General features: G+C 73.1%; 24 protein-coding genes. 12 read left to right on the top strand and 12 right to left on the bottom strand.

Going from position 1 to position 25,202, the window contains the following annotated elements; translation table 11 throughout:
• Nucleotides 1–41 precede the first annotated feature (41 nt).
• From ACQP2P_RS03730 to ACQP2P_RS03720, 3 genes are all read left to right on the top strand, one after another.
• Complete coding sequence (locus ACQP2P_RS03730) at nt 42–1,331, top strand: magnesium transporter MgtE N-terminal domain-containing protein (RefSeq protein ID WP_433613284.1); 1,290 nt, start codon at nt 42–44, stop codon at nt 1,329–1,331.
• A complete protein-coding gene (locus tag ACQP2P_RS03725; protein WP_433613282.1) occupies nt 1,324–1,923 on the top strand; it encodes a DUF1003 domain-containing protein in 600 nt (199 codons plus the stop codon). Before ACQP2P_RS03730 ends, ACQP2P_RS03725 begins: the two co-directional genes overlap by 8 nt.
• Before the next feature lie 226 nt (nt 1,924–2,149).
• A complete protein-coding gene (locus tag ACQP2P_RS03720; protein ID WP_433613280.1) occupies nt 2,150–3,292 on the top strand; it encodes a P-loop NTPase in 1,143 nt (380 codons plus the stop codon).
• 39 nt (nt 3,293–3,331) lie between these two features.
• Here the strand turns inward: ACQP2P_RS03720 and tatB are convergent, their stop codons facing one another.
• Both tatB and ACQP2P_RS03710 read right to left on the bottom strand, forming a co-directional pair.
• A complete protein-coding gene (gene tatB, locus ACQP2P_RS03715; RefSeq protein WP_433613278.1) occupies nt 3,332–3,757 on the bottom strand; it encodes a Sec-independent protein translocase protein TatB in 426 nt (141 codons plus the stop codon).
• Nucleotides 3,758–3,834: 77 nt separating this feature from the next.
• Nucleotides 3,835–5,160, bottom strand: a complete 1,326-nt coding sequence (locus ACQP2P_RS03710; RefSeq protein ID WP_433613276.1) for a S1C family serine protease — start codon at nt 5,158–5,160, stop codon at nt 3,835–3,837.
• Nucleotides 5,161–5,301: 141 nt separating this feature from the next.
• Here ACQP2P_RS03710 and ACQP2P_RS03705 point away from each other — a divergent pair, with 141 nt between their 5' ends.
• Both ACQP2P_RS03705 and ACQP2P_RS03700 read left to right on the top strand, forming a co-directional pair.
• The gene (locus ACQP2P_RS03705; RefSeq protein WP_433089812.1) at nt 5,302–5,904 is read left to right on the top strand and encodes an O-methyltransferase; all 603 of its coding nucleotides are present in this window, start codon (nt 5,302–5,304) and stop codon (nt 5,902–5,904) included.
• A 54-nt stretch (nt 5,905–5,958) separates the two neighbouring features.
• On the top strand, nt 5,959–7,365 hold the full coding sequence (locus tag ACQP2P_RS03700; protein ID WP_433613274.1) for a hypothetical protein: 1,407 nt from the start codon (nt 5,959–5,961) through the stop codon (nt 7,363–7,365).
• Nucleotides 7,366–7,497: 132 nt separating this feature from the next.
• Here the strand turns inward: ACQP2P_RS03700 and ACQP2P_RS03695 are convergent, their stop codons facing one another.
• From ACQP2P_RS03695 to ACQP2P_RS03675, 5 genes are all read right to left on the bottom strand, one after another.
• Nucleotides 7,498–8,724, bottom strand: coding sequence for a DUF1501 domain-containing protein (locus ACQP2P_RS03695; protein WP_433613272.1), 1,227 nt, complete (start codon nt 8,722–8,724; stop codon nt 7,498–7,500).
• Nucleotides 8,725–8,848: 124 nt separating this feature from the next.
• Complete coding sequence (locus ACQP2P_RS03690) at nt 8,849–8,989, bottom strand: hypothetical protein (RefSeq protein WP_433613270.1); 141 nt, start codon at nt 8,987–8,989, stop codon at nt 8,849–8,851.
• Between the two features lie 17 nt (nt 8,990–9,006).
• Nucleotides 9,007–10,263, bottom strand: coding sequence for a DUF1800 domain-containing protein (locus tag ACQP2P_RS03685; RefSeq protein WP_433613268.1), 1,257 nt, complete (start codon nt 10,261–10,263; stop codon nt 9,007–9,009).
• A 291-nt stretch (nt 10,264–10,554) separates the two neighbouring features.
• A complete protein-coding gene (locus ACQP2P_RS03680) occupies nt 10,555–11,346 on the bottom strand; it encodes an enoyl-CoA hydratase-related protein (protein WP_433613266.1) in 792 nt (263 codons plus the stop codon).
• A gap of 15 nt (nt 11,347–11,361) precedes the next feature.
• On the bottom strand, nt 11,362–12,165 hold the full coding sequence (locus ACQP2P_RS03675; RefSeq protein WP_433613264.1) for a PaaX family transcriptional regulator: 804 nt from the start codon (nt 12,163–12,165) through the stop codon (nt 11,362–11,364).
• A 221-nt stretch (nt 12,166–12,386) separates the two neighbouring features.
• Between ACQP2P_RS03675 and ACQP2P_RS03670 the strand changes: the two genes are divergently transcribed.
• Both ACQP2P_RS03670 and ACQP2P_RS03665 read left to right on the top strand, forming a co-directional pair.
• Nucleotides 12,387–12,554, top strand: a complete 168-nt coding sequence (locus tag ACQP2P_RS03670; RefSeq protein WP_081971220.1) for a DUF3117 domain-containing protein — start codon at nt 12,387–12,389, stop codon at nt 12,552–12,554.
• Between the two features lie 112 nt (nt 12,555–12,666).
• The gene (locus ACQP2P_RS03665) at nt 12,667–14,130 is read left to right on the top strand and encodes a leucyl aminopeptidase family protein (protein WP_433613262.1); all 1,464 of its coding nucleotides are present in this window, start codon (nt 12,667–12,669) and stop codon (nt 14,128–14,130) included.
• Nucleotides 14,131–14,154: 24 nt separating this feature from the next.
• Here the strand turns inward: ACQP2P_RS03665 and ACQP2P_RS03660 are convergent, their stop codons facing one another.
• The 3 genes from ACQP2P_RS03660 to ACQP2P_RS03650 form a co-directional block, all read right to left on the bottom strand.
• Nucleotides 14,155–15,183, bottom strand: coding sequence for a 2-oxoacid:ferredoxin oxidoreductase subunit beta (locus ACQP2P_RS03660; RefSeq protein ID WP_433613260.1), 1,029 nt, complete (start codon nt 15,181–15,183; stop codon nt 14,155–14,157).
• Nucleotides 15,176–17,023 (bottom strand): 2-oxoacid:acceptor oxidoreductase subunit alpha, encoded by a 1,848-nt coding sequence (locus ACQP2P_RS03655; RefSeq protein WP_433613258.1) that lies wholly within the window; start codon nt 17,021–17,023, stop codon nt 15,176–15,178. Before ACQP2P_RS03655 ends, ACQP2P_RS03660 begins: the two co-directional genes overlap by 8 nt.
• A gap of 172 nt (nt 17,024–17,195) precedes the next feature.
• The gene (locus ACQP2P_RS03650; RefSeq protein ID WP_433613256.1) at nt 17,196–18,638 is read right to left on the bottom strand and encodes a hypothetical protein; all 1,443 of its coding nucleotides are present in this window, start codon (nt 18,636–18,638) and stop codon (nt 17,196–17,198) included.
• A 146-nt stretch (nt 18,639–18,784) separates the two neighbouring features.
• On the opposite strand from ACQP2P_RS03650, the gene ACQP2P_RS03645 reads away from it, so the two are divergent.
• Nucleotides 18,785–19,174: an NADH-quinone oxidoreductase subunit A gene (locus ACQP2P_RS03645; RefSeq protein ID WP_433613254.1), complete on the top strand. Its 390-nt coding sequence runs from the start codon at nt 18,785–18,787 to the stop codon at nt 19,172–19,174.
• A gap of 9 nt (nt 19,175–19,183) precedes the next feature.
• On the opposite strand, the gene folP is transcribed toward ACQP2P_RS03645, so the two are convergent.
• The gene (folP, locus tag ACQP2P_RS03640; RefSeq protein ID WP_433613252.1) at nt 19,184–20,044 is read right to left on the bottom strand and encodes a dihydropteroate synthase; all 861 of its coding nucleotides are present in this window, start codon (nt 20,042–20,044) and stop codon (nt 19,184–19,186) included.
• 76 nt (nt 20,045–20,120) lie between these two features.
• On the opposite strand from folP, the gene ACQP2P_RS03635 reads away from it, so the two are divergent.
• From ACQP2P_RS03635 to ACQP2P_RS03620, 4 genes are read left to right on the top strand one after another with little or no spacing between them, the layout of a single operon-like run.
• Nucleotides 20,121–20,630, top strand: coding sequence for a DivIVA domain-containing protein (locus ACQP2P_RS03635; protein WP_433613250.1), 510 nt, complete (start codon nt 20,121–20,123; stop codon nt 20,628–20,630).
• Complete coding sequence (locus tag ACQP2P_RS03630; protein WP_433613248.1) at nt 20,627–21,124, top strand: SRPBCC family protein; 498 nt, start codon at nt 20,627–20,629, stop codon at nt 21,122–21,124. Before ACQP2P_RS03635 ends, ACQP2P_RS03630 begins: the two co-directional genes overlap by 4 nt.
• 10 nt (nt 21,125–21,134) lie before the next feature.
• Nucleotides 21,135–21,707 carry a DNA-3-methyladenine glycosylase I gene (locus ACQP2P_RS03625; protein ID WP_433613246.1) on the top strand — a complete coding sequence of 191 codons (573 nt, stop codon included), beginning with the start codon at nt 21,135–21,137 and terminating at the stop codon, nt 21,705–21,707.
• Nucleotides 21,708–21,727: 20 nt separating this feature from the next.
• Nucleotides 21,728–22,225, top strand: a complete 498-nt coding sequence (locus tag ACQP2P_RS03620) for a hypothetical protein (RefSeq protein WP_433613244.1) — start codon at nt 21,728–21,730, stop codon at nt 22,223–22,225.
• 7 nt (nt 22,226–22,232) lie between these two features.
• On the opposite strand, the gene ACQP2P_RS03615 is transcribed toward ACQP2P_RS03620, so the two are convergent.
• On the bottom strand, nt 22,233–24,953 hold the full coding sequence (locus ACQP2P_RS03615; RefSeq protein ID WP_433613242.1) for an adenylate/guanylate cyclase domain-containing protein: 2,721 nt from the start codon (nt 24,951–24,953) through the stop codon (nt 22,233–22,235).
• Between the last annotated feature and the right edge of the window lie 249 nt (nt 24,954–25,202).

Below are 25,202 nucleotides of genomic sequence, written 5' to 3'. Positions count from 1 at the left end.
CAACGCCTGCTTTGTGGCCTGCTTCAGTAGGCTTGAGCCTCGTGAGCACTGCGCCGCGGGTCTACATCGCGCGCCTCGCGGGCCTGAGCGTGTTCGATCCGAACGGCGACCAGGTCGGCCGGGTGCGCGACGCCGTCGCCCGGGCCCGGCCCGGCAGCCAGCCGCCCCGCGTGGTCGGGCTGGTCGCCGAGATGCCCATGCGCCGGCGCATCTTCCTGCCGATCGGCCGGATCACCGCGATCGAGCCCGACGCCGTGGTGCTCAACACGGGCACGCTCAACCTGCGCCGCTTCGAGAAGCGCCCGGGCGAGCTGCTGGTGCTGGAGGACTTCATGGACCGGCACGTGACGGTGGCCGCGACCGGGCGGACGGGGGCCGTGGTCGATGTGGCCATGGACGCCGATCGCACCGGCGAGTGGTCGCTGTCGCGGGTGGCGGTGCGCGAGTTCACCGGGCGGCTCACTCGCCGCGGCCACCTCAACCAGCTCGAGTGGTCCGAGGTGACCGGGCTCGCCGGGGAGCCGCAGACGCAGGGCACCGCGGGGCTGCTCGCCGTGCTGGACAACATGCGCGCCGCCGACCTCGCCAACGTGCTGCAGGACCTCTCCGAGACCCGGCGGGTCGAGGTCGCCGCGGCGCTGGACGACGAGCGCCTCGCCGACGTGCTCGAGGAGCTGCCGGAGCACGACCAGCTGGAGATCATCACCGCGCTGGAGCCGCAGCGCGCCGCGGACGTGCTGGAGGAGATGGACCCGGACGACGCCGCCGACCTGCTCGCCGAGATGCCCAAGCCCGAGCAGGAGGTGCTGCTGGACCTCATGGAGCCCGACGAGGCCTCCCCGGTCCGGGCCCTGCTGGAGTACGAGCCGGGCACGGCCGGCGCGGTCATGACCTCGGAGCCGATCGTGATGGCGCCCGACGCGACCGTCGCCGAGGCCCTGGCCCGCATCCGGGAGCCGCAGCTGTCGCCGGCGGTCGCGGCCGGCGTGTTCGTCACGCGCCCGCCGATGGCCACGCCGACGGGGCGGTACCTCGGCGTCGTGCACTTCCAGCGGCTCCTGCGCGAACCGCCCTCCGCCCTGCTCGGGGGCGTGGTCGACAACGACATCGACCCGCTGGCGCCGCGCACGACGCTGGCCGAGATCACGCGCCGGATGGCGACCTACAACCTGGTGGTGATGCCGGTGGTCGACGACAACGACAAGCTGGTCGGCGCGGTCACCGTCGACGACGTGCTCGACCACCTGCTGCCCGAGGACTGGCGCGACCGCGACCACGCCGAGCCCCTGCCCATCGCGGTGCCGGGCGCATCGGGCGGCACCCGTGGCTGAGCGCCGGCGGCTCGACCAGCCGCGCGCCTCCCGGATCACGCTGCCCCGCTTCGATCCGGAGGCCTTCGGGCAGTGGTCGGAGGGGATCGCCCGCTTCATGGGCACGGCGAAGTTCCTCGTCTACATGACGGTCGTGATCCTGGCCTGGATCGCCTGGAACACGCTCACCCCGAAAAGCTGGCAGTTCGATCCGTACACCTTCACCTTCCTCACGCTCATCCTGTCCCTGCAGGCCTCGTATGCCGCGCCGCTGATCCTGCTCGCGCAGAACCGCCAGGCGGACCGGGACCGGCTCGCGGCGGAGGAGGACCGCCGGCGCGCGGCCGCGCAGAAGGCGGACACGGAGTATCTGGCGCGGGAGATCGCGGCGCTACGCATCGCGCTCGGCGAGGTGGCGACCCGCGACTTCCTGCGCTCGGAGCTGGCCCGGGTCGCGGAGGAGCTGGACGAGGCGGCCGACCGGCGGGCGAAGGCGGAGCGCAAGAAGGTGCGCAAGGCGCTCGGCTCCCTGGCCGAGCCGCTGGGGGAGGACGAGCCGGACGACGTCGTGGACTCCGACGAGCCGCCGCGCCGCCGCTCCCGCCGGGACTGAGCGGCACCCGGGTTGACCAGCATGTGGGACCGGGCAGCATTACGCCGCGCGCCTCAAGGGGCTAGGCGCGCGGCGTTGTAAACGATGATCCCACCGTCTTCGGCACGCGGACAAGCCCCCTCAGGCGCACACGGGTGACATGCTTCGCTTACCGGGCGTGTGACGCGTTCCTCGTGTGGGGTTGACGCGGCGGATACGGCGGGCTGCCCGACGTACCATGGCACCCATGTCTGCCCCGGCCACCACCGTCGAAGACGCGATCGCCGCTGCGCTCGCGACCGTCGACGACCCCGAGATCCGCCGCCCCATCACCGAGCTGGGCATGGTCCGCGACGTCACCCTCCGCCCGGACGGTGTCGCCGCCATCGGCATCCTGCTCACGGTGGCCGGTTGCCCGCTGAAGGACAAGTTGCGCACCGACATCACCCGCGCGGTCGGGGCCGTCAGCGGCGTGGCCGGGGTCGAGATCGAGTTCGGCGTGATGACCCCCGAGCAGCGCAAGGACCTGCAGACGAGCCTGCGCGGCGACGTGCAGGAGCCGGTCATCCCGTTCTCCCAGCCCGGCTCGCGCACCCGCGTCTACGCGGTGGCCAGCGGCAAGGGCGGCGTCGGCAAGTCCAGCGTGACCGTGAACCTCGCGGCCGCCCTGGCCGCCCGGGGCCTGTCCGTGGGCGTGGTCGACGCCGACATCTACGGCCACTCGGTGCCCCGCATGCTGGGCGCCGACGGCAAGCCGACGCAGGTCGAGTCCATGATCATGCCGCCGTCGGCGCACGGCGTGAAGGTCATCTCGATCGGCATGTTCACCCCGGGCAACGCCGCCGTCGTCTGGCGCGGCCCGATGCTGCACCGCGCGCTGCAGCAGTTCCTCGCCGACGTGTACTGGGGCGACCTGGACGTGCTGCTGCTGGACCTGCCCCCGGGCACCGGCGACGTGGCCATCTCGCTCGCCCAGCTGCTGCCCTCGGCCGAGATCCTCGTCGTGACGACCCCGCAGGCCGCCGCGGCCGAGGTCGCCGAGCGGGCCGGCTCGATCGCGCTGCAGACGCACCAGCGCATCGTCGGCGTCGTGGAGAACATGTCCTGGCTGGAGCTGCCGGACGGGCAGCGCATGGAGGTCTTCGGGGCCGGCGGCGGGCAGACGGTCGCCGACTCGCTCAGCCGGGCGGTCGGGGCGAAGGTGCCGCTGCTGGGTCAGATCCCGCTCGACACGCGGCTGCGCGAGGCGGGCGACGCCGGGCTCCCGCTCGTGCTGGCGACCCCGGACGCGCCCGCGGCGCAGGCCCTGGCCGCGGTGGCGGACCGGCTGGCGTTGCGGCGCGAGAGCCTGGTGGGCAAGCCGCTGGGCCTGAAGCCCGCCGGGCGGTAGTCCAGGTCCGGTCGTCCCGGCGCCCGCCGCGGCGGTCGATCAGGTCACGTCGTCCCAGCTGGCGCGAACCGCCGGCTGGGACGCAGGTGCCGGCGCGGCCGCGGGGGTCGTGGCCTTGCCCACGTTCTTGGCGGCCGCCGCGGCGTCCGAGGCGTCGCGCTTGACCTGGTCGGCGACGCCGCGCACGTCGTCGTAGATGCCCTGCAGGGGCTTGCGCAGCGCGGCCTCGTCCTCCTCGCTGAGCAGGTGCTTGCGCAGGAACGTCTTCGGGTGCAGGTCCTCGAGCTGGATGTCGGTGCCGAGCTCCTTGCTCAGGTCGCCGGTGGCGTTGCGGGCCATCTGGCGGACCTGGCGCAGCATCTTCACGCCGTCGCTGATGGCCTTGGGCAGGCGGTCCGGCCCGAAGATGAAGACGCCGACCAGGATGATGACCAGAAACTCCCAGCCGCCGATGTCGAAGCCCATGTGCCGGCCCTCCCCTTGCTCTCGCTGCCCCAGACTACGCACACCCGGGCCGGTTCCGGGAGGGCCCGGTCAGTCGCTTACTTCGCATCCGCGACAAGGGCCACGGAGGCCTTGGCCTTGGCGGCTCCGCGCAGGTATTGGATCTCCACGGTGTCGCCGGGCGCGTACTTGCGGATCAGGGCGGTGAGGTCCCACGACTCGTCGATCGGCTTGCCGTTGACCGCCATGACCACGTCGCCCGCCTTGAGCCCGCCCGCCGCGGCGGGGCCGCCCGGCTCGACGGTGGCCAGGCGCGCGCCACCCGCCGGGTTCTGGTAGGCGCCGTCGACCTGCACGCCCATCACCGTGCGGCGCGCCTTGCCCGTGTTGATGATGTCGGTGGCGACGCGCCGGGCGTGGTTGATCGGGATGGCGAAGGCGAGCCCGACGTTGCCGGCGCTGGCCTGGTCCTCGGAGAGGGTGCCGATGACCGAGTTGATGCCGACCACGCGCCCGGCCGCGTCGAAGAGCGGCCCGCCCGAGTTGCCCTGGTTCACGGCGGCGTCGGTCTGGATCGCCGAGTAGTACCGCGCCGTCCCGTTCTCGCTGGTGCGGATGGGGCGGTCGAGGTAGCTGACCACGCCGTAGGTCACGGTGCTGGTCAGCCCGAGCGGCGCGCCGACCGCGACGACCGGGTCGCCGACCTGGATGGTGTCGGAGTTGCCGAACTGGACCGGGGCCAGCTGACCGTCCGGCAGCCCGTTCGTGTCGATCTTGAGCACCGCGATGTCCGACTCGGGGTCGGTGCCCACGACGCTCGCCGCGGCCACGCTGGCGTCGCTGAAGCGGATCGTCGCCGCGCCGGTGCCGCCCTCCACGACGTGGTTGTTCGTGATCACGTGGCCGTCGCCGCTGACGACGAAGCCGGAGCCCAGGGAGGTGCCGTTGCCGACCCGCATGCTGATCGTGACGACGCTCGGGAGGACCTTCTTGACCAGCCCGGCGATCGACTCGGGGGCGCGGTTGTTCAGCGGGGCGTTGCCGACCTGGCCGGAGCCGAGGGTGGCGCCGCCCCCGCCCATCGCGAAGACGTAGCCCAGGGTGCCGCCGAGCGCTCCCGCGAGCAGTGCGGTGACGATCGACACGACGAGGACCAGCCCGATACCCACCCGCGGCCCGGGCGAGGGCGGCGGAGGCTTCTCGAGCTCGGGCGACTCGTCGGAGGGCGGCTTGACCACCACGACCGGGGCGTCCGGGTCGCGCCAGGGGTCGGCCAGCGCGTCGGACCACCAGCTGTCGGGCGCCGGCCTGGGGGCGGCGGCCTGGGGGGCACCGGGTGTGGCCCATGCGGGGCGCGCTCCCCAGCCGGTGTTGCTGGCCGGCGCGCCGGGGCCCGGCTGACGCCAGGCCGAACCGTCTGTCACGATCGGCTCCTCCGTCCGTTTCGCATCCAGCATTACACGCCCCGGCTTCGAGCATGTGGGGGCGAGGTCTCCTAGGCTTGCGGTCAATCGACTTCTCTTAAGGGGTGTCCCATTACCGCCTCCGCCCGGACCGCTGACTTCATCGACGGCTTCGTCGCCGAGGACCCGGTCCTCGCGACCGCTCGCGAGCAGGCGTTCGAGCTGGGCATCAGCGCGGTGAGCCGGGGCTGCGGGGCGGCGCTGCGGGTGATCGCGGCGGTGAGCAACGCCAAGGCGGTCGTCGAGGTCGGCACCGGCACCGGGGTGAGCGGCGGCTGGCTGCTGCGCGGGATGCGCCGCGACGGGGTGCTCACCACGATCGACTTCGAGGCCGAGCACCAGCGCATCGCCCGGCGGGTGTTCTCCGCGGCCGGCAACGCGCCCTCGCGCACGCGGATCATCACCGGCCGCGCGCTCGACGTGCTGCCGCGCCTGGCCGACCGGGCCTATGACCTGGTCTTCGTCGACCACGATCCCAGCGAGTACGGTCCGGTGATCGCCGCGGCCGAGCGGCTCCTGCGCCCCGGCGGCACCCTGGCCCTGGCCGATGCCCTGGCCGGCGGCCGCGTCAGTGATCCCACGGTTCGGGATGCCGAGACGGTACTGCTGCGTGAGGCCGTCAAATCCCTCCGCGAGAGCGAGGCGTGGATCCCGGCCCTGCTCCCCCTCGGCGACGGACTGCTACTCGCAGCTCGCGCACAGTAGCGACCGGCGGGCCGCGAACCCGAAACTGTCGTACCGGCGTCCGAAGATGCCCCCATGACCGAACTCGGCATCATCACCCACACGATCCTGTCCGCCACCGCCCCCTTCGACCTCGGCTGCTCCCTTCGCGCGCTCGCGGACTTCCGGCCCGGCCGCCGCGACATCTCGCTGCGCCCCGGCGAGCGGGTGCGCCGCGCCTTCCCGCACCCCGCCGACCCGGACGCGGCGGTCGTGGTCGAGGTCGCCGAGCGCGACGACGGCGCCCCCGGGGCCGGGCTGACCGTGTTCAGCGCCGAGCCGCTCGCCGGGCCCGACCTCGACGCGGTGCGGGCCCGGGTCTCCGGCTGGCTCGGGCTGGACGACGACCGCGCCGAGTTCCTGCGCCGCGCCGAGGCCGACGAGTGCGTCCGGCCGCTGCTCGAGGTCGCCCGGGGCCTGCACCAGGTGCGGTTCTCGAGCCTGGCGGAGGGGGTCGTGTATTTCACGCTCCTGCAGAACTCCACCCAGTGGTATGCGACGCTGCACAAGCGCCGCCTCACCCTCTACCTCGGCGCCTCGGTGCGGGCCGGCGACGAGGACTTCACCGCGATTCCGGACCTGCCGCGACTGGCGCGGCTCTCGCCGGCCGAGGTGCTGCCCTACGTCGGCGTGCGGAACAAGGCCGAGCGCCTGACCGAGGTGCTGGGCGGGGTGGCCGCGATCGACGAGGAGCTGCTGCGCACCGGCCCCTACGACGAGGCCCGCGCCGCGCTGCTGGCGGTGCGGGGCATCGGCGACTACACGGCACACGCGCTGCTGCTGCGAGCCCTCGGCCGCCCGGACGCGGTGCCGCTGGAGATGGAGCAATACGCGCACACGGCCCGCGCGGTCTACGGGGCCGCTCAGCCGTCGCCGGACGAGCTGCGGGAGCGCTACGGGCCGTTCATCGGCTGGTGGGCGTACACGTGCCGGACCGCCCTCACCTGGCTGGAGCAGGACGAGAAGGCACGCGAGCGCTCCGCCCGGCGCCGGCCCCCGGCGGCGCGACGGCCGCGCTCCACCGCGGGCAGCACCCGCCCGCGGTCGGCTGCCCGGCACCCGGCCCCGTGGAGCCCGAACGATCCCGGCCCGGCGCTCGCCTCGCTTGAGCCGCCGGCCGCGTCGTTCGCGCTTTCGCCCACTTCCCCGTCCTCGCCCTCGCCCTCGCCCGCCGCTGTGCCCGGCTCCCCGTCCTCGCCCTCACCCACCGCCGTGCCCGGCTCCCCGTCCTCGCCCTCACCCACCGCCGTGCCCGGCTCCCCGTCCTCACTCTCGCCCGCCGCCGTGCCCGGCTCCCCGTCCTCGCTCTCGCCCGCCGCCGTGCCCGGCTCCCCGTCCTTCTCCTTGCCTGCTTCCTCCGCTTTCTCGCCCGAGGCTGAGCCGGATCTCGCCATCGAGCCGTCGCCCGACGAACTGGTGCCCGCGGAGGTCATGGTGGGCTGAGCCGCTCCGGGTCCGGACCCGCACCGCCGCCGAGCCGGCGGCTGCGGGTCCGGCCCGTCTCGGGCTCACCGCCGGCCGGACGTCGAGGCACCGCACCACGCCCAGCACCGGCCCCGCAGGCCCGGTGCGGACTCAGAGGATGCCCGCCAGCTGGTCCTTGTAGCCGAGGATCTGCTCCGGGTCGGCGTCGAGCACGTCGCGCAGCAGCGTCGCGTAGACCTTGCGGAAGTCGGTCGTGAACTTCAGGTCGCCGTTGTCCAGGTCGGCGAGGCTGGGCTGCTCGCCGTAGAGGCCGCCCTTCACCGGGCTGCCGAGGATGAACATGTTCGAGGCGGTGCCGTGGTCCGTGCCGTCGGAGCCGTTGGCGGCCACGCGGCGGCCGAACTCCGAGTACACGGCGACGACGACCTTGCGGCCGGCCTCGGTCTTGGCCATGCGGTCGGCGAACGTGGTCAGCGCCTCGTCGAGGATCTTGAGCAGGATCTCCTGCGAGTTGCGCTCCTCCGCGTGCAGGTCGAAGCCGCCGAGGGAGACGGAGAAGACGCGGGTGGCCACGTTCGCCTCGACGCAGCGGGCCACGAGGCCGAGCTGGGCCTTGAGGTCGGAGCGGCCGCCGGTGCCGGTGCCGGTCGACGCGGACGTCTCGCCGTCGCCGTCGTGGTCGTCGACGCTGTGGATGAGCGCGTCGACCTCGACGAGGTCGGCGAAGGCGCGGGCGGCGCGGGCCTGCAGCGGCGGCTCGCCGTCGGAGGTCTTGCCGAACGCGGTGAGCGCCTCGGGCTTGACCCCCTTGGGCAGGGTGAGGCCGGAGACGGGCACGGCGGCCCCGGCGGTCGTGGCGCCGGCCAGCAGCGGCGGCAGCACCGGCTCGAACGACACCGCGTGGCGCGGGTCGCCGCCGAACGCGTCGAGCCACCGGCCCAGCCAGCCGGTGTTGCCCGGGCGGTCGGGCTGCGCGGTCTGCCAGATGTCCATGGACCGGAAGTGGCTGTGGTCGGGCTTCGGGTAGCCGACGCCGCGGACGATGGCGAGCTTCTTCGCGTCGAACATGCGCTTGAGGCCGGCGAGCCCGGGGTTGAGGCCGAGGGCGTCGTCGAGCTTGAGGACCTCCTCGGGCTTGTAGGCGAGCTCGTGGCGGGCGGGGGCGTAGGCCTTGTCGGCGTACGGGATGACGTTGGCCAGGCCGTCGTTGCCGCCGTAGAGCGTGACGAGCACGAGCGTCTTGGCCTCGCCGGGGCGGTCGTCCCAACCGGCGGTGTCGAAGATGTCGCGCAGCGTCCAGGCGCCCCCGGCGACGAGGGCCGCGCCGCCGGTCACGCCGCTGGCGATCAGGAACTTCCTACGGGTCAAGGCGTCCATGCCGCCTCCTTTCAGCGTCGGTTGATCAGCAGGCGCCGGTCGCCAGCCGCGGCCGGAGTCAGCGCCGCACCCACGCCGCCCCCTTCCGGCATCAGCAGGCGCCAGTCGTCAGCCGCGGCCGGAGTCAGCGCCGCGCCCACGCCGCCCCTTCCGGCATCAGCAGGCGCCGGTCGCCAGCCGCGGCCGGGGTCAGCGCCGCGTCCATGCGGCCCCCTTGCGGCGTCAGCAGGCGCCGGGTCTCGTTCCCGGCCGGGGTGGCGTCCATGCCGTCTCCTCTCCGCGTCAGTTGATCGCGTACTCGGGGCTGGCCAGGCCGAGCGTCAGCAGCCGCCGGGCATCGTTCGCGGCCGGGGTCAGCGCCGCCAGCGTGCGGTCCGTGAACGCGTCGATCACGAGCAGCCGGGCCAGGGCCATGGGGCGCTGGGCGGCGGGGACGGCGGTGAGACGGTCCAGTACCGGCTGCGCAGCCCGCGCGGCGAGGATCTGGGCGAGCTTGATCCGGCCCTGGGTGGCCGAGGTCGTGAGCCACGCCGCGCCCGCCGGCCAGCCGCCCACGCTCGGCGGGCGCAGCGGGACCTGGCCCAGTTGGTTCAGGGCGTTCAGGAGCTGCTTGCGCTGGGCGTCGGGGAGCTCGCCGGGGCGGATCCGCAGCTGCCGCAGGGCGCCGACCAACCACTCGACGGGCTGCTTGACGAGCTCGGCGTGGCCGTCGGCGGCGAGCAGGGAGCGCAGTACCGCCGCCGTCGTCTTCTGGGTCTTGGCGGCGTCGAGGACGTCCTGCGGGATGGGGGCGTCGCTGCAGTAGCGCAGCCAGAGGCGCCTCGCGACGAACTCGGGGCAGGCCGGCTGGGCGAGCAGGACGTCGGCGAAACCATCGGCGTCGAAGTCGGCGGTCCGGCCGAGGATCGTCTTGGGCTTGTCGTCGTGGCGCTTGGCGTTGAGCGTCGCGGTGCCCGCCTTCTGGTCCACCACCCAGCCGGTCAGGGCCCGCGCGCCCTCGCGCACGTCCTGCTCGGTGTAGTGGCCCACGCCGAGCGTGAAGAGCTCCATGAGCTCGCGGGCCAGGTTCTCGTTCGGGGACTTGTCGGTGTTCTTCTGCCCGTCCAGCCAGATGATGAGCGCGGGGTCGCGCAGCATCGCGTGCACCTGGGCGGCGAAGTCGCCGAGGGCGGTGCGGAACAGGGTCTGCTGCTGGCCGAGCATCAGCGGACCGGACTTGACCTTGTCGGCGGACGTGGCCCAGTGGCCGTGCCAGAAGAAGGTCAGCTTCTCGTGCACCTGGTGGTCGGCCTGCACCATGCGGTCCAGCCACCAGGTGCCGACGGTACGGATCTGCTCGGCGCGGTCGGTCTTGTCGTTGAGGACCGGGCCGAGCTTGGGCAGTGGCGTGCGGGCCGCTCCGGCGTCGGGGTCGGGCGGGCCGAACAGGGCGTCCAGGGTTGCCGCCGGGCCCTTGGACTCGGCGGCGTCGACCTCCTCTGCCGTGGGCCCGAACGTCGCCCGGCGCAGCAGATGCGCAACCTTCTCACGATCGGCCATGGGCCCCACGCTATGGCGCGTTTGTACGAGGCACGTTAAGCCAGGCTCAGCCGTCGTTGAACAAGGATCGCCACATATGCGATAAGTCCGATATGTCGCGGCGCGCAGCGCCCGACATATCGCGCGGGGGCGAGCCGCGCAGAGCGAGGGCGAGCCGCACAGAGCCAGGGCGAGCCGCACAGAGCCAGGGCGAGCCGCACAGAGCCAGGGCGAGCCGCACAGAGCCAGGGCGAGCACGGTGGTGGGCACGCCCCAGTCAGTGCGAACCGGGCCAGGGGCCGCGCCCGACCGTCAACGGCCCTCGTACACCGGCTTCTGCTTGGCCACGAAGGCCGCCGTCGCATTGCGGTGGTCCGCGCTGTGCCCGCACAGCGCCTGAGCCTCGGCCTCGACCGCCAGAGCGTCCGCCAGCGAGCCCGAGCCGCCCGCCGCCAGCTCGCGCTTGATCTGGGCGTACGCGACCGTCGGCCCCGCGGCCAGGCGCCCAGCCAGCGCCAGGGCCGCGGGCAGGACGTCCTCGTCGGACTCGGCCAGGCGGGTCAGCATGCCCAGGGCGAAGGCGGCCTCGGCCCTCACCGGCTCGGCCAGCAGCAGCAGCTCGGTCGCCTTCGCGTGGCCGACGATCCGCGGCAGGCTCCAGGAGATCCCCGTGTCGCCGGCCAGGCCGACGTTGGCGAAGGCCATCAGGAACGCGGTCTTCGGGCCGCCCACGCGGAAGTCGGCGAGCAGGGCCAGGGACGCGCCGGCGCCGGCGGCCATGCCGTTGACGGCGGCGACGACGGGCTTGGGCAGGCCGGCCAGCTGCGTGGCGATCGGGTTGTAGTGCTCGGTGACGGTGGACAGGGACGCGCCGGTGCCCGCCTCCAGGGAGCTCGCGTGCTCGCGCAGGTCCTGGCCGCCGCAGAACGCGCGCCCCGCGCCGGTGAGGACCACGGCGCGCACCGAGGCGTCGTCCGCGATGTCCTTGAGGGTGTCGCGCAGGGCCACCTTCAGCCCGTCGGTCAGCGAGTTGAGGGCGTCGGGGCGGTTGAGGGTCAGGATCGCCACACCGGTCTCGGTGCGCTCGACGAGCAGGTCATCCATGGCTACTCCCAGGGGTCAGAGGGTCAGGCAGGCGTCCACGAACCGGTCGGCGGCGGGGCGCAGACGCAGGGCGTGGTGGTCGAAGAAGGCCGCCGCCGCGGTGCCGGCCCAGCGCTCGGGCAGCAGCTGCGGCGGCAGCTGGGGGTCGCGGAAGAGGAACCCGCGCCAGGCGTGGACCAGCGTGAACCGGACCGCGTAGGCCTGCTCGTCGGGCGTGGCCGGGCCGACGGACTGCACCAGCGGTGTGAGGCGCTCGACGAACTCGCCGTAGGCCGCGGCGATCGCGTCGAGGTCCCAGGCTCTGGCGACGAGATGCATCGCCCCATCGGTACCGCCGCAATGCTCCGCCGTAAAGCGGTCGTAGCGCACACCGGCCTCCGTGAGCAGCGCGTCGACGCCCTCCCCCGGGCGCGGGGCGATCCAGGTGGAGCCGTCGACCGAGCCGTAGCCGAGGAATCCGAGGTTCGCCACCAGTCTCGCCCGCGCGCCTCGGTGCGCGGGCGGTTCCAGCGTGATGAGATCGAACCTGCCGGTCCACGCGCTCCCGGGGCCGCCGGGTCGCTGGGTGCGGTAGATGCGGGCACCGGCGGCGTCGAGGCGGCGTGCCGCCTTGGGGGTGATGCCGTAGCCGGGGCCGGTCGGCAACCGTAGGGGATGCAGCCAGCCCTGCCTGACCATCCGCGACACCGCGGTGCGGACGGCCGGCGCGGCGATGCCGAGGGGAGCGAGCAGGCGCACGAGAGCGGCGACGGCAGCCCGCCCGCCACGCGGGCGCAGATGGTCGCCGTAGAGGTCAAAGAGGGCGGACCGGGCCTGCATGGCCGCTTATTGTGACAGTTGACCGGCATTTCCCGCCAGGAGTTGTCACAAGGTTCGCGCCCCGGTTTGGGTCTTGGGGCCATCATCAGGGAAAATCAACGGTTGGTGCGTACCTCACGGGGCCTGCGGGTCCGGTAGAGGCTCCGTGAACAGGCGCGCCGGCATGCGGGGACGGCTGTGCCACCTGGTGTCTGGGACATCAGGGAGCGAAGGGAGACAACATGGCGGCCATGAAGCCGCGGACAGGCGACGGTCCGCTGGAGGTCACCAAGGAGGGCCGCGGCATCGTCATGCGCGTCCCGCTCGAGGGTGGTGGACGGCTCGTCGTCGAGATGACCAAGGATGAGGCCAACGAGCTCAGCGAGGCGCTGAAGACGGCCACTGGCTGAGTCTTCCTGCATACGGCTCCGCTTTCGGGTTGACTGGGTTGGGAGGAGCGGCCGGTGTGCGGTCGCTCCCGTTGCTGTGCGCACGAACTGCGCCGGAACATGGAGGGTCTCCTTGCTGGACATCAGGTTCGCCACGGGTCGCGGCTCCTCCGGCGCGGTGGCCGTCGTGGTGACGTCCGGCGACCCCGAGTCCGCCGTCGACCTGCTGCACCTCGGCCCGGCCGACCTGGCCGAGTGCACGGCGTTCCTGGAGGACGTCGAGCACACCGGGTCGGCCGGCACCGTGCACAAGCTGCCACGGCCCGGCCGCAAACCCTCGCCGCTGCTGTTCGCCGGCATCGGCGAGGGCGACGAGTCCGGCTGGCGGGCCGCGGGCGCGGCGCTGGCCCGGCAGGCACGCTCCGAGGCCTCGCTGCGGATTCTCGTGCCGGCGGACACCCCGCCCGCCGCGATCCGCGCGCTGGCCGAGGGCCTGTGGCTCGCCTCCTACCGCTTCCGCCTGGCCGAAGCCGAGCCCGACCCGCTGCGCCGCGTCACCGTGGCGCTCCCGGCGAGCGACGAGCTCGACGCCGCGCTGGAGCAGGCCCGGGCGATCGTCACCGCCACGACCCTGGCCCGCGACCTGACCAACATGCCCAGCGACCGCAAGACGCCGGCCTGGTTCGCCAAGCAGGTGCTCAAGGCCGCCGCCGGGGTGCCGGGGGTGACGGTCGAGGTCCGCGAGCCCGCCTACCTGCGCGAGCACGGCTTCAACGCGATCCTCACGGTCGGCCAGGGGGCCGCGGCCGGGCGCGGGCCGCGCCTGGTCGAGGTGGCGTGGCGGCCCCGCGGCGCGAAGCGGCACGTGGTGCTGGTCGGCAAGGGCATCACGTTCGACACCGGCGGCGTGTGCATCAAGCCGCTGGCCGGGATGAAGCTGATGCGCAAGGACATGGGCGGCGCGGCCGCGGTCGTGGGCGCGACGCTGGCCGCCGCCGCGATGCGGCTGCCGGTGCGGATCACCGCGCTGGCGCCGCTGGCCGAGAACGCGCTCGGCGCCGACAGCATGCGCCCCGGCGACGTGGTCACGCACTACGGCGGGATCACGTCGGAGATCCTCAACACCGACGCCGAGGGCCGGCTGGTGCTCGGCGACGCCATGGCCTACGCCGTGCGCCGCCTGCGCCCCGACGTGATGATCGACCTGGCCACGCTCACCGGCGCGCAGGGTGTCGCGCTGGGCAAGCGCACCGCGGCGATGTACAGCCACAGCGACACCCTCGCCGCCGGCCTCGCGGCCGCGGCCGAGGCGTGCGGCGAGTCGGTGTGGCGGATGCCGCTGAGCGAGGACTACGCCGGGGAGATCCGCGGCGACCTCACCGACATCATCAACTCGACCGACGTCGGCGCGGGGTCGCTGATGGCCGCGCTCTACCTGCGCGAGTTCACCGGCCCGCTGCGGGACCGCTGGGCGCACTTCGACATGTCCTCGCCCGCCTGGGCCGACTCCGGCGACGGCGAGCTGACCAAGGGCGCCACGGGCTGGGGCGTGCGGACGCTGACCCGGTGGCTGGAACAGGAAACCGCCGCCGCCTGAGCGGCGGCGGTCCCGTGCCGAGCGTTACAGGATCGTCCAGGTGTCGCCGCTGTTGAGCAGCGCGCCGAGCTCCTCGTCGGGCGTGCCCTTCGCCTTGGCCTTGGCCGCGACGAGCTGGTCGCGCACGACGTCGTCGTAGGCCGGCCGGTCCACCGAGCGGAACACACCGATCGGGGTGTTGCGCAGGTCGAGACCGGGCAGGCGGGACAGCGCGAACGCGTAGGCGGGGTCGGCGACCGACTGGTCGTGCACCACGATCTCCTCGGGCGCGACCCCGGCGGTCGGCACCACGGAGAGGCCGAAGGCGCCGGGCGGGTGGGTGACCGCCCACTCGCCGTCCTTGCCGAACGTGATCGGCCGGCCGTGCTCGAGCCGGATGACGAAGTCGTCGCGGGTCGAGGGCTCCTTGAGGGCGTCGAACGCGCCGTCGTTGAAGATGTTGCAGTTCTGGTAGATCTCGACGAACGCGGAGCCGCGGTGCTCGGCCGCGGCGCGCAGCACCGACTGCAGGTGCTTGCGGTCCGAGTCGATGGTCCGCGCGACGAAGCTCGCCTCCGCGCCCAGGGCCAGGGAGATCGGGTTGAACGGCGAGTCGGCCGAGCCCGCCGGGGTCGACTTGGTGATCTTGCCAACCTCGGAGGTGGGCGAGTACTGCCCCTTCGTCAGGCCGTAGATCTTGTTGTTGAACAGCAGGATCTTCAGGTTGACGTTGCGGCGCAGCGCGTGGATGAGGTGGTTGCCGCCGATCGACAGCGCATCACCGTCGCCCGTGACCACCCAGACCGACAGGTCCGGCCGCGACACGGACAGCCCGGACGCGATCGCCGGCGCGCGGCCGTGGATCGAGTGCATGCCGTACGTGTTCATGTAGTACGGGAACCGCGAGGAGCAGCCGATGCCGGAGACGAACACGATCCGCTCGCGCGGGATGTTGAGCTCGGGCATGAACGACTGGACCGCGGCCAGGATCGCGTAGTCCCCGCAGCCGGGGCACCAGCGGACCTCCTGGTCGGACTTGAAGTCCTTCGTCGTGAGCTTCAACTGCTCAGGCATTCTTGACCACTTCCTCGAGCACACCCTCCAGCTCGGCCGCGGTGAACGGCAGGCCGCGGACCTGGTTGTAGGCGATGACATCGACGAGGTATCGCGACCGGATCACGCCGGCGAGCTGGCCGAGGTTCATCTCCGGGATGACGACCTTGTCGTAGGACTTGAGCACCTCGCCCAGGTTCTTCGGCATGGGCGAGAGGTGGCGCAGGTGCGCCTGGGCCACGGCCAGGCCCCGCTGGCGCAGCGCGCGGGCGGCGGCGCCGATCGGGCCGTAGGTCGAGCCCCACCCGAGCACCAGCACGCGGGCCGAGCCGTCCGGGTCCTCGACCTCGACGTCGGGCACGTCGATGCCCTCGATGCGGGCCGCGCGGGTGCGCACCATGAAGTCGTGGTTGGCCGGGTCGTAGGAGATGTCACCGGTCTTGTCGGCCTTCTCCAGACCGCCGATGCGGTGCTCGAGGCCGGGCGTGCCGGGGACGGCCCACGGGCGGGCGAGCGTCTTGGGGTCGCGCAGGTAGGGCAGGAACGTCTTGCCGTCCTCGCCGTTGGGCTCGGTGGCGAACTGGACCCGCAGGTCGGGCAGCTCGTCGACCTCCGGCAGGCGCCACGGTTCGGAGCCGTTGGCGATGTACCCGTCCGAGAGCAGGATCACCGGGGTGCGGTACGTCAGCGCGATGCGAGCCGCCTCGAGCGCGGTGTTGAAGCAGTCCGCGGGCGAGCGCGGCGCGAGCACCGCCACCGGGGCCTCGCCGTGCCGGCCGAACAGGGCCATGTTCAGGTCGGCCTGCTCGGTCTTGGTCGGCAGGCCCGTGGAGGGCCCGGCCCGCTGCACGTCGATGATCACCAGCGGCAGCTCCAGCGCGACCGCGAGCGAGATCGTCTCGCCCTTGAGCGCGACGCCGGGGCCGGAGGTCGTGGTCACGCCGAGCGCGCCGCCGTAGGAGGCGCCCAGGGCCACGCCGATCGCGGCGATCTCGTCCTCGGCCTGCACGGTGGTCACGCCGAACTTCTTGTGCTTGCTGAGCTCGTGCAGGATGTCCGACGCCGGGGTGATCGGGTAGGCCCCCAGGAACACGGGCAGCTGGGCGCGCACCCCCGCGGCGACGACGCCCAGGGCGAGCGCCGCGTTGCCGGTGATGTTGCGGTAGTTGCCCGCCACCATGCGCGCCGGCTTCACCTCGTAGCGCACCGCGAAGTTCTCGGTGGTCTCGCCGAAGTTCCAGCCGGCCTTGAACGCGGCGATGTTCGCGGCGACGAGCTCCGGGCGGGAGGCGAACTTGCGCTCCAGGAACGACAGCGTCGACTCGTGCGGGCGCGAGTACATCCACGACAGCAGCCCGAGCGCGAACATGTTCTTGGCCCGCTCGGCGTCCTTCTTGGAGATCTCGAACGACTCCAGCGCCTTCACCGTCATCGAGGTCAGGCCGACCGGGGCGACGTTCCAGCCCTCCAGCGTGCCGTCCTCGAGCGGGTTGGACGAGTACCCCACCTTGGCGAGGTTGCGGTTGGTGAACTCGTCGGTGTTGACGATGATCGAGGCGCCCTTGGGCAGGTCGGCGAGGTTCGCCTTCAGGGCCGCCGGGTTCATGGCCACGAGCACGTTCGGCGCGTCACCGGGCGTGAGGATGTCGAAGTCGGCGAAGTGCACCTGGAAGCTCGACACACCCGGCAGGGTCCCGGCAGGGGCCCGGATCTCGGCGGGGAAGTTGGGCAGGGTGGATATGTCGTTGCCGAGCTGTGCGGTCTCGGACGTGAAGCGGTCACCGGTGAGCTGCATGCCGTCGCCGGAATCGCCAGCGAACCTGATGACCACTCGATCCAGCTGGCGGACCTGCTTGGTCACGTGAGCTGACCTCCTGTGGCGGCGGATGGGTTGTCGTACACCCCTGAGGGTACGTCGGCGCGACCGGCTCGCCTGCGGCGCATATCCCTTCCGCGGCGCCCAAGGTGCGACTTTCGTCATTGCGCGCGAGGCGCCGGTGTGCACCGGGGGCGAATGCCGCCGATGCGGGCGTTCAGTCGCCGTCCTCGTCCCGCCCGGCCCGCTCCCGGTCGCGGAAGCCGGAGCCGGCCACCGGGCCGCTGGGCAGGCGCGGAAGGGTCAGCGAGCGGGGGATCGGCGAGCGGGTGAGCGCGGCCGACGGGCCGGTCGGGCCGCCGCTCTGGGCCGGCACCAGCACCACGTCCTCGACCTCGTCGGCGCTCAGCGCGTCGTCCTCGACGTCGTCGCGCATGCGGCGGCGCACCGAGAACACGACCAGCGCGCCGACGATCGCGACCAGCCCGACGATGCCGCCCACGATCGGCAGGCTGGACATCGTTCCGCCGTCGTTGGACTGCTTGCGCAGGCTGAAGTCGGTTTCGAAGGTCCGCTGGGCGACCGGCGACGGCGGCGCCGAGGTCGGCAGCGGGGCCTCCACGCCGACCAGCGGAGGCGCGGTGATCTTGAAGTCGTAGCGGGTCTCGATCATGTCCTGCCCGGGCGGCACGAGGTACCCGTGCACCGCCCCGGTCAGCGGCAGCTCGGCACGGGCGGCGGCGCTGACGGTCATCCCGAAGGCGGTCGAGACCTCCTTGCCGGCCGCGATGTCACCGAGCTCACACCGGTCCCGGTCGGGGCCGACGCGCTTGTGCGAGCGGCACACGGACGGGAACGTGACCAGGTCCACACCGGGTGGCGTGACGATCTCGACCGCGCCCGCGGCCCTGGTCGCGCCGGTGTTGCGCAGGCGCACCGCGAGCTGCAGGAGCTCGTCCTGCGCGGCGGCGGCGGCCGGCAGCGGCGGGGCCGAGGTGTTGAGCTCGATGCCGGGCGTCGGCGGGGTGGTGAACGCGAACGCGATCGGGGCGATCCGCTGGTACTGCCCGATCGCGGCGGTGACCTGCCCGATCCCGATGGTCTTCCACGCGCCCTGGTCGACGTTCACCTTCACCACGACCTGACCCAGGCCCTGCTCGGGCAGCGTGCAGCTGAAGCTCAGCGCGGCGGGGGCCACGGCGCAGCCGCCGGTGCCGTACGCGCCGGCGGCCTGGGCCCCGCTCGGCAGCGCGTAGAAGCCGGTGACGGTGTCCTTGCCGACGTTCTCGCCGGTGTTCTTGACCGCGACGACCAGCTCGCCGGTGCCGTCGCCCTGCCAGTACGCGTCGCCGAGCGACACCGTGCTCACGGTCATCTTGAACCGGTGCGCGGCCGGCGGCGGGGGCGGCGCGGCGGTCGTCGCCGGCGGGGGCGGCGGCGGGGCCTCGGTGGTGGCCGGGGCCTCGGTGGGCGCGGTCGTCGTCGGCTCCTGCGTCGGGACGTCGGTGGTGGGGGTCTCGACGGGAGCGGTACTGGTCTCGCCGTCGCCCGGCTCCGCGTGCGCCGGCACGGCGAACAGCAGGGCACACGCGGCGGCCAGGAGCACGAAGGAGCCGGCCCGCAGCCGCCGTGTGGTTCGGCGGCCCGAGGGTGCTTCCATGAGGGGTGTCCTTCTGATCTCGTGTCCGGCGGAGGTTCGTCCGCCCGGCTTGTTGCCGTGAGGCAAGAAACCTGCAGCACATTATCTAGACAGTTTCGCGTTTTCGGCATGTCGGAGATCGTGATGATGCGTGTACGGTGCGTGCCATGAGCGGATATCTGGGGGGATATGCGACGCTCGGGCTCCTGCTCCTGGTCGGAGCCGCGGTGTTCGTCGCCGCGTTTACGGCCAACCGGCTGCTGGGTCCGCGCCGTTCGGCCACCTGGACGAACGCCCTGGACCCGAAGTACGAGACGTACGAGTGCGGGCTGGACCCGGTCGGCGGCGACTGGGCCCAGGCCCAGATCCGCTACTACGTGTACGCATATCTGTACGCCCTGTTCGCCGTGGAGAGTGCGTTCCTCTTCCCGTGGGCGGTGATCTACACCGCGCCCGGCTACGGCGGGGCGGTCGTGACCGAGATGGCGATCTTCGTGGCCGTGCTCTTCCTCGGCATCCTCTACGCGTGGCGCAAGAACATCCTGCGCTGGACCTGACCCGCGCCCCTACGCGAGGCCGCGCCGCGCCACCGACGGCTGGCGATCGCCCCGGATGGCCGCCACGGTGTCGAGCACCCGGCGCGTCTCGCGCACCTGGTGGGCGCGGAACACCCGGGCCCCCAGCCAGGCCGAGACCGCCGTCGCCGCCAGGGTGCCCTCCAGCCGCTCCCCCACCGGCAGGTCGAGCGTCTCGCCGATGAAGTCCTTGTTCGACAGCGCGACGAGCACCGGCCAGCCCGTCGCCACGAGCTCGCCGAGCCGGTTGGTGATCGCCAGCGAGTGGCGGGTGTTCTTGCCGAAGTCGTGGGCCGGGTCGATCAGGATGCCGTCGCGGCGCACCCCGAGCGCGAGGGCGCGATCGGCCAGGGCGGTCACCGTCCGTACGACATCCGCCACCGGATCCGCGAAGGCCGTGCGGTGCGGACGGGTCCGCGGGGTGAGACCCCCCGCGTGGGAGCACACCAGCCCCGCCCCGGTCTCCGCGGCGACCTCGGCCAGGGCGGGATCGGCCCCGGCCCAGGTGTCGTTGATCAGGTCCGCGCCGGCCGCGACGACCTCCCGGGCCACCTCCGCCCGCCAGGTGTCGATCGAGATCACGACGTCGGGGAACATCGCGCGGATCTTCTCCACCGTCGGCAGCGTGCGGCGCAGCTCCTCGGCGGCGTCCACGGTCTCGCCCGGCCCGGCCTTCACCCCGCCGATGTCGACGATGTCCGCCCCGTCGGCGACCGCGGCCTCCACGGCACGCAGCGCCGCGTCCTCCGCGAAAGTTGCACCCCGGTCGAAGAAGGAGTCCGGAGTCCGGTTGACGATCGCCATGACCGCGTAGTCGCCGTCGGCGAAGCGCCGGGCGCCCAGACGAAACATCGTATGACCTCCGTGTTTCCTACAGATGGGTGTGCCGGGCTCGCCCAGGCGTACTCAGCGTGCCACGATTCCCCCTATGGCTGAGTTCCTCCTGGTGTTGATCGCCGCAGTGGTTGTCGGGGCCATCGGGTTCGGCGTGTCCTTGTTGATCACCGGTGACGACCCGGGAATCGAAGGGTATGAGCCCGACGGACGCTCCGTACCCCTGCCGTCGTCCCGCCCGCTGGTCGAGGGTGACGTCAACCAGCTCCGGTTCGACACGGTCGTCCGCGGATACCGGATGAACCAGGTCGACAACGCGCTGCGGCGGGCCGGATACGACATCGGCTACAAGGAGGAGCTGATCCAGGTCCTCGAGGCCGAGATCAAGGCGCTCCGCGAGGGCCGCCAGGAGGACGCCGACGCGCTGCGCGACGCCCGCCAGGCCGCGGCCTCGGGGGCCGCCACCGAGGCCCCGCTCGAGCCTCCCGCCGACGTCGTCGAGGGCGGCCCGCGCAAGTCCACGGCCAAGACCACCGACGAGGACGCCCCCGCTGACGCCGCCGACGACGCCTCCTGGGACCGTTCCTCCCCGGTGGTGCAGTGACCGCGGACGACTACGCCGAGGCGGAGCGGCCCGGACCCGGCGAGGTGACGGCGACGGTCATCGTCGCCGCCCCCGCCGCCAAGGTCTTCGCGGCCCTCACCGACTGGTCGCGGCAGGGCGAGTGGATCCCGTTCACGACGGTCCGGGTGCTCTCCGGCGACGGCGGCGAGGGCAGCCAGATCGAGGCCGTCACGCAGGTCGGGCCCGCGTCGGTGCGCGACCTCATGCGCGTCGTGAAGGTCGACCCGCCGTTCGAGCTTCGAGTCGTCCATCACGGCAGGGTCCTGCGGGGCCCCGGCGTGCTGCGCTGCACCCAGCTGGGCGCGGACCGCACCCAGGTCGTCTGGCACGAGTGGTTCCACCTGCCGGCGGGCAACGCCGGCAAGGTCACGTGGCCGCTGCTCTGGCCCGGCTCCAAGGCCGGGCTCACCGCGGCGCTGCGCCGGTTCGCCCGCATGGTGGAGTCCGGACTTTTTGTCGTACCCCCCGAGTAGGTTGCCTGTCATGGGCGACGTGGTGATGGGGGCGGACGGGCTGGCCCGGTGCGGCTGGGGCGCCTCGACCCCCGACTACCTGGACTATCACGACACCGAGTGGGGCCGGGCGATCCGCGACGACGACGGGCTGTTCGAGCGCATGTCCCTCGAGGCGTTCCAGTCCGGGCTGTCCTGGATCACGATCCTGCGCAAGCGGCCCTCGTTCCGGGCGGCGTTCGCCGGGTTCGAGATCGAGAAGGTCGCCGCGTTCGGGGAGGCCGACGTCGACCGGCTCCTCGCCGACGCGGGCATCGTGCGCAACCGGGCCAAGATCGAGGCGACCATCGCGAACGCGCGCGCGGCGGCCGAGCTGCCCGGCGGGATCGCGGCCCTGCTGTGGTCGTTCGCGCCCGATCCGCGGCCGGAGCGGCCCGCGGACTTCTCGAAGGTGCCGGCCGTCACACCGGAGTCGAAGGCGATGGCGAAGGAGCTCAAGAGGCGCGGGTTCCGTTTCGTCGGGCCGACGACCGCGTATGCGCTGATGCAGGCGACCGGGATGGTCAACGATCACGTGGCCGGGTGTTTCGTCGAGCTCCCGTGAGCGCGTGATGCAATGGCGCCATGGCTAAGTGGGTCGTGGTCGTCTCCGAGGAGCAGTACGCGAACGAGCGGGTGTACGGGGCCGGCGGGCTGACCGCCCCCGAGCTGGCACCCGGGGACGAGGCGCTGCTCGTGGCCGGCGGCGACGAGCCCGTCGTGTTCGGGCTCGGGCGGGCCGACCAGGACGGGCGGCTGCAATACACGGTGAACCTGCTCGACTCGCCGCTGCCCGCCGGGGGGCTCGCGGCGCGCACCGGCCGCCTCGACGAAGCCAGCTTCCTGACCGTCGCCCGGCAGATCGAGCCGCCACGGCCCGCGCCCCGGCGCACCTACCTGGTCAGCGTCGACATGCCCATCGAGGCCGCCTCGCCCGGTGAGGCCGTGCGGGCGTTCTGGAGCTACGTGCGCGAGCTCGGCCCCGCCGAGCTGCCCGCGTTCGTGTGGCCCGCCGGGGACGAGCTCGCCATGCAGGCCTACGTCCTCGGGGTGGAGGCCAACCAGGACCCCGAGGAGGAGTGAGCCCGCCCTACTCGACCGTCGAGAAGCGGATCGAGCCGGCCATGAGGTCCGGGTGCTCTATGGTCAGCGCCAGCGCCACCGACTCCTCCAGGCTCAGCGCGCCGCCCGCGGCGTAGGCGGTGTCGAAGGCCGCGTCGCCCATCGACCGGCGCAGCTGCGCCTGCTGCTCGGCCCAGAACACCGCGAACGCGCCGATCGAGCAGCGCAGCCGGATGCGCGCCGACTGGGCCGCGCCGAAGAGCCGCGCCGCGGTCGGCAGGTCCTCGGCCAGGGCGCACCGCACCGCCACCGCGTTGAGGGTCTCGCAGACCCGCAGGTGGAAGCCGTGGGTCATCTGCGAGCGCAGCGCGACGATCAGGTGGTCGTGGGCGGCGACGAGATCGCCGCGGGCCAGCGCGACCATGCCCAGCAGCATGTCCACGGTGCGACGGCCGCGCTCCAGCGGGCGGCTGTTCTCCAGCGGGCGGGCGCTGGCCAGCAGGTCCGCGGCCTCGTCCAGGGCACCGCGGCGCCACAGCAGCTGCGCGAGGGCGAACACCGCCGACAGCGACTCGCCGGCCACGCCCTGCTCGTCGGACCAGCCGATGACGTCGCGGGTGAGCCGCTCGGCCTCGTCGGTGCGCCCCATCTCCAGCAGCGGGGCGCCGCGGGCCGAGAGGATGCGGGCGATCAGGCCCGGATCGCCGGCCCGGCGGGCGGCGGCCTCGGCCCGCTGCGAGAACCGCAGCTCCTCGACCGTCTCGCCGTCGGCGCCCGCGTGCAGGGAGTGCATGTGATAGGCCGCGGCCAGCTCGGCGTCCGGCACCGGCTCGCCGGTGGCGCTGATGCGCTCGTAGAGCCGGAACAGCCACATCCGGCCCTCGCGGCCCAGGCCGCGCTCGCGCCACCACTGGTCCAGCGAGCCGGCCAGGGCCAGCCCCTGCCGGGCGCTGCCGCGGGTCACGGCCCAGTGCAGGGCCGCGCGCAGCTCGTCGGCGAGCGGGTCCAGCGTGTAGAGCGACAGCGTCACCGGACGGCCCTCGTGGTCCAGGTAGGCGTCGTGGGCCGCCTGCAGGCACCAGGCGACGTGGCGCTCCCGGGCCGACTCCTCCTCGCCCGCCTCGAGCAGCAGCCGGGCGGCGAAGGCGCGGATGGGGTCCAGCATGCGGTACGTCGCGCTGGCCGCCCCCGCCTCGGCCTGCAGCAGCGACTTGTCCACGAGCGTGGCCAGCGGGTCGAGCGGGTCGCCGTCGTGCAGCCACTCGATCGCGGGCAGGTCCACCGGGCTCGCGAAGACCGAGAGCCAGCGCAGGAGCCGGGCCGAGCGCGCGTCGAGGGTGCGGTAGGACCAGCCGACCGCGGCCTGCATCGTGCGGTGCCGGTCCGAGGCCTCGTCGAACGCGGCCGGGGAGCCGGCGTCGAGGGTGCCCAGGACGTCGCCGATGCGGTCCGCCAGCTGCGGCACCGACAGCACGCGCAGCCGGGCCGCGGCCAGCTCGAGCGCGAGCGGCAACCCCTCCAGCGACTTCGCCACGCGGGTGAGGTGCGCGATGTCGCCGGGCTCGACGGGCCGGCCGCCGCGCGCCGCGGACGCGCGGTCCACGAGCAGGGCCACGGCGTCGCTGAAGCCGCCGCCGCTGGCCGCCTCGACCGACAGCGGCGGGATGCGCCAGACGACCTCGCCGGCCAGGCCGAGCGGCTCGCGGGAGGTGGCCAGGACGGAGATCTCGGGGCCGGCCGCCAGCAGCCGGGCCACGAGCCGGCGGGCCGCGGACAGCTGGGCGTCGGAGGTGTCGAGCAGCACGAGGAGCCGGCGGCCGCGGACGTGGTCGGCGATGGTCTGCACGACGGCGCGCCCGGGCTCGGGACGCAGGCCGAGCGCGGCCGCGACGCTGACGTCGACGAGGTCGGCGGTGGCCACGGCGCTCAGATCGGCGAACCAGACGCCGTCGCGGAAGCGCTCGACGATCTCGCCGGCCGCCTCGACGGCGACCCGGGTCTTGCCCGCGCCGCCGGCCCCGACGACGGTGACCAGGCGGTGCCGCTGGATGAGGTCGCGCACGGCGGCCCGCTCGGCGGCGCGGCCGATGAAGCGGGTGGTCTGCACGGGCAGGTTGTGCGCGGGCGCGTCGATGGTGCGCGGGCGCGGGAACTGCCGGTCGAGGCCGGGCGCGACGAGCTGGAAGATGCGCTCGAAGCCGTCGAAGCCGCGCAGCCGGTGCAGGCCGAGGTCGAGCAGCCACGCGCCGTCGCCGAGCGGGCCGTGCTCCAGCCCCGGGTCGGTCGGGTCGACCGGGGCGGCCGAGGACGACAGGCCTACGTGGGCGGCGGTCGCGGCCGAGCACAGCACCTGCCCGCCGTGGGCGGCGGCGGCGACGCGGGCGGCGCGGTGGACCTCCGGGGAGGTGTACTCGCCGCCGTACGGCTCGGCGAAGCCCGTGTGCAGGCCCATCCGGACCTTCGGGCGGGCGTCGGGGCTCGGCCAGTCGTGGGTGGCGAGCGCGCGCTGGGCCTCGGCGCACGCGGCGAGGGCGCGAGCGGCGTCCGGGAAGGCCACGAAGAGCGAGTCACCCTCGGTGAAGAGTTCCACACCGTCCGCTTCGGACAGCGCGCGGCGAATCACCTCCCGGTGCTCGTGGAGCACCGGCCGGTATCCCGCACCGAGCATCTGGGCCAGACGCGTCGAGCCCTCGATGTCGGTGAAGAGGAAAGTCACCAGCCCGCTGGGCAGGTGGGTCCGCCCCGACACGTGAAACCTCCGCCTTCCTGATTCAGGCGTGCCCCATATTTCCCCAACCAAGTGGCGCGCGCATCGTAGAAACGGTCGATCCCCGCTTGGTCATCCGGGGCGATCCGTGCTGGTCAGCAACGACGGCAGACAAAGCTCGAGTGGGTTTCGGGTGACGTAACGACAACACTCGGGCAGCGGTTGTGGCACGACAGGACACAACATCAAAGCCGTTTTGCCAGTGCGAAACGAAACCCACCCGTAACAATG

Origin of the sequence: Dactylosporangium sp. CA-139114, from assembly GCF_050955725.1 — a bacterium.
Lineage (GTDB): Bacteria > Actinomycetota > Actinomycetes > Mycobacteriales > Micromonosporaceae > Dactylosporangium.
Note: the sequence above shows the minus strand (reverse complement) of the source record. Positions and strands in the feature narration are given on the sequence as shown.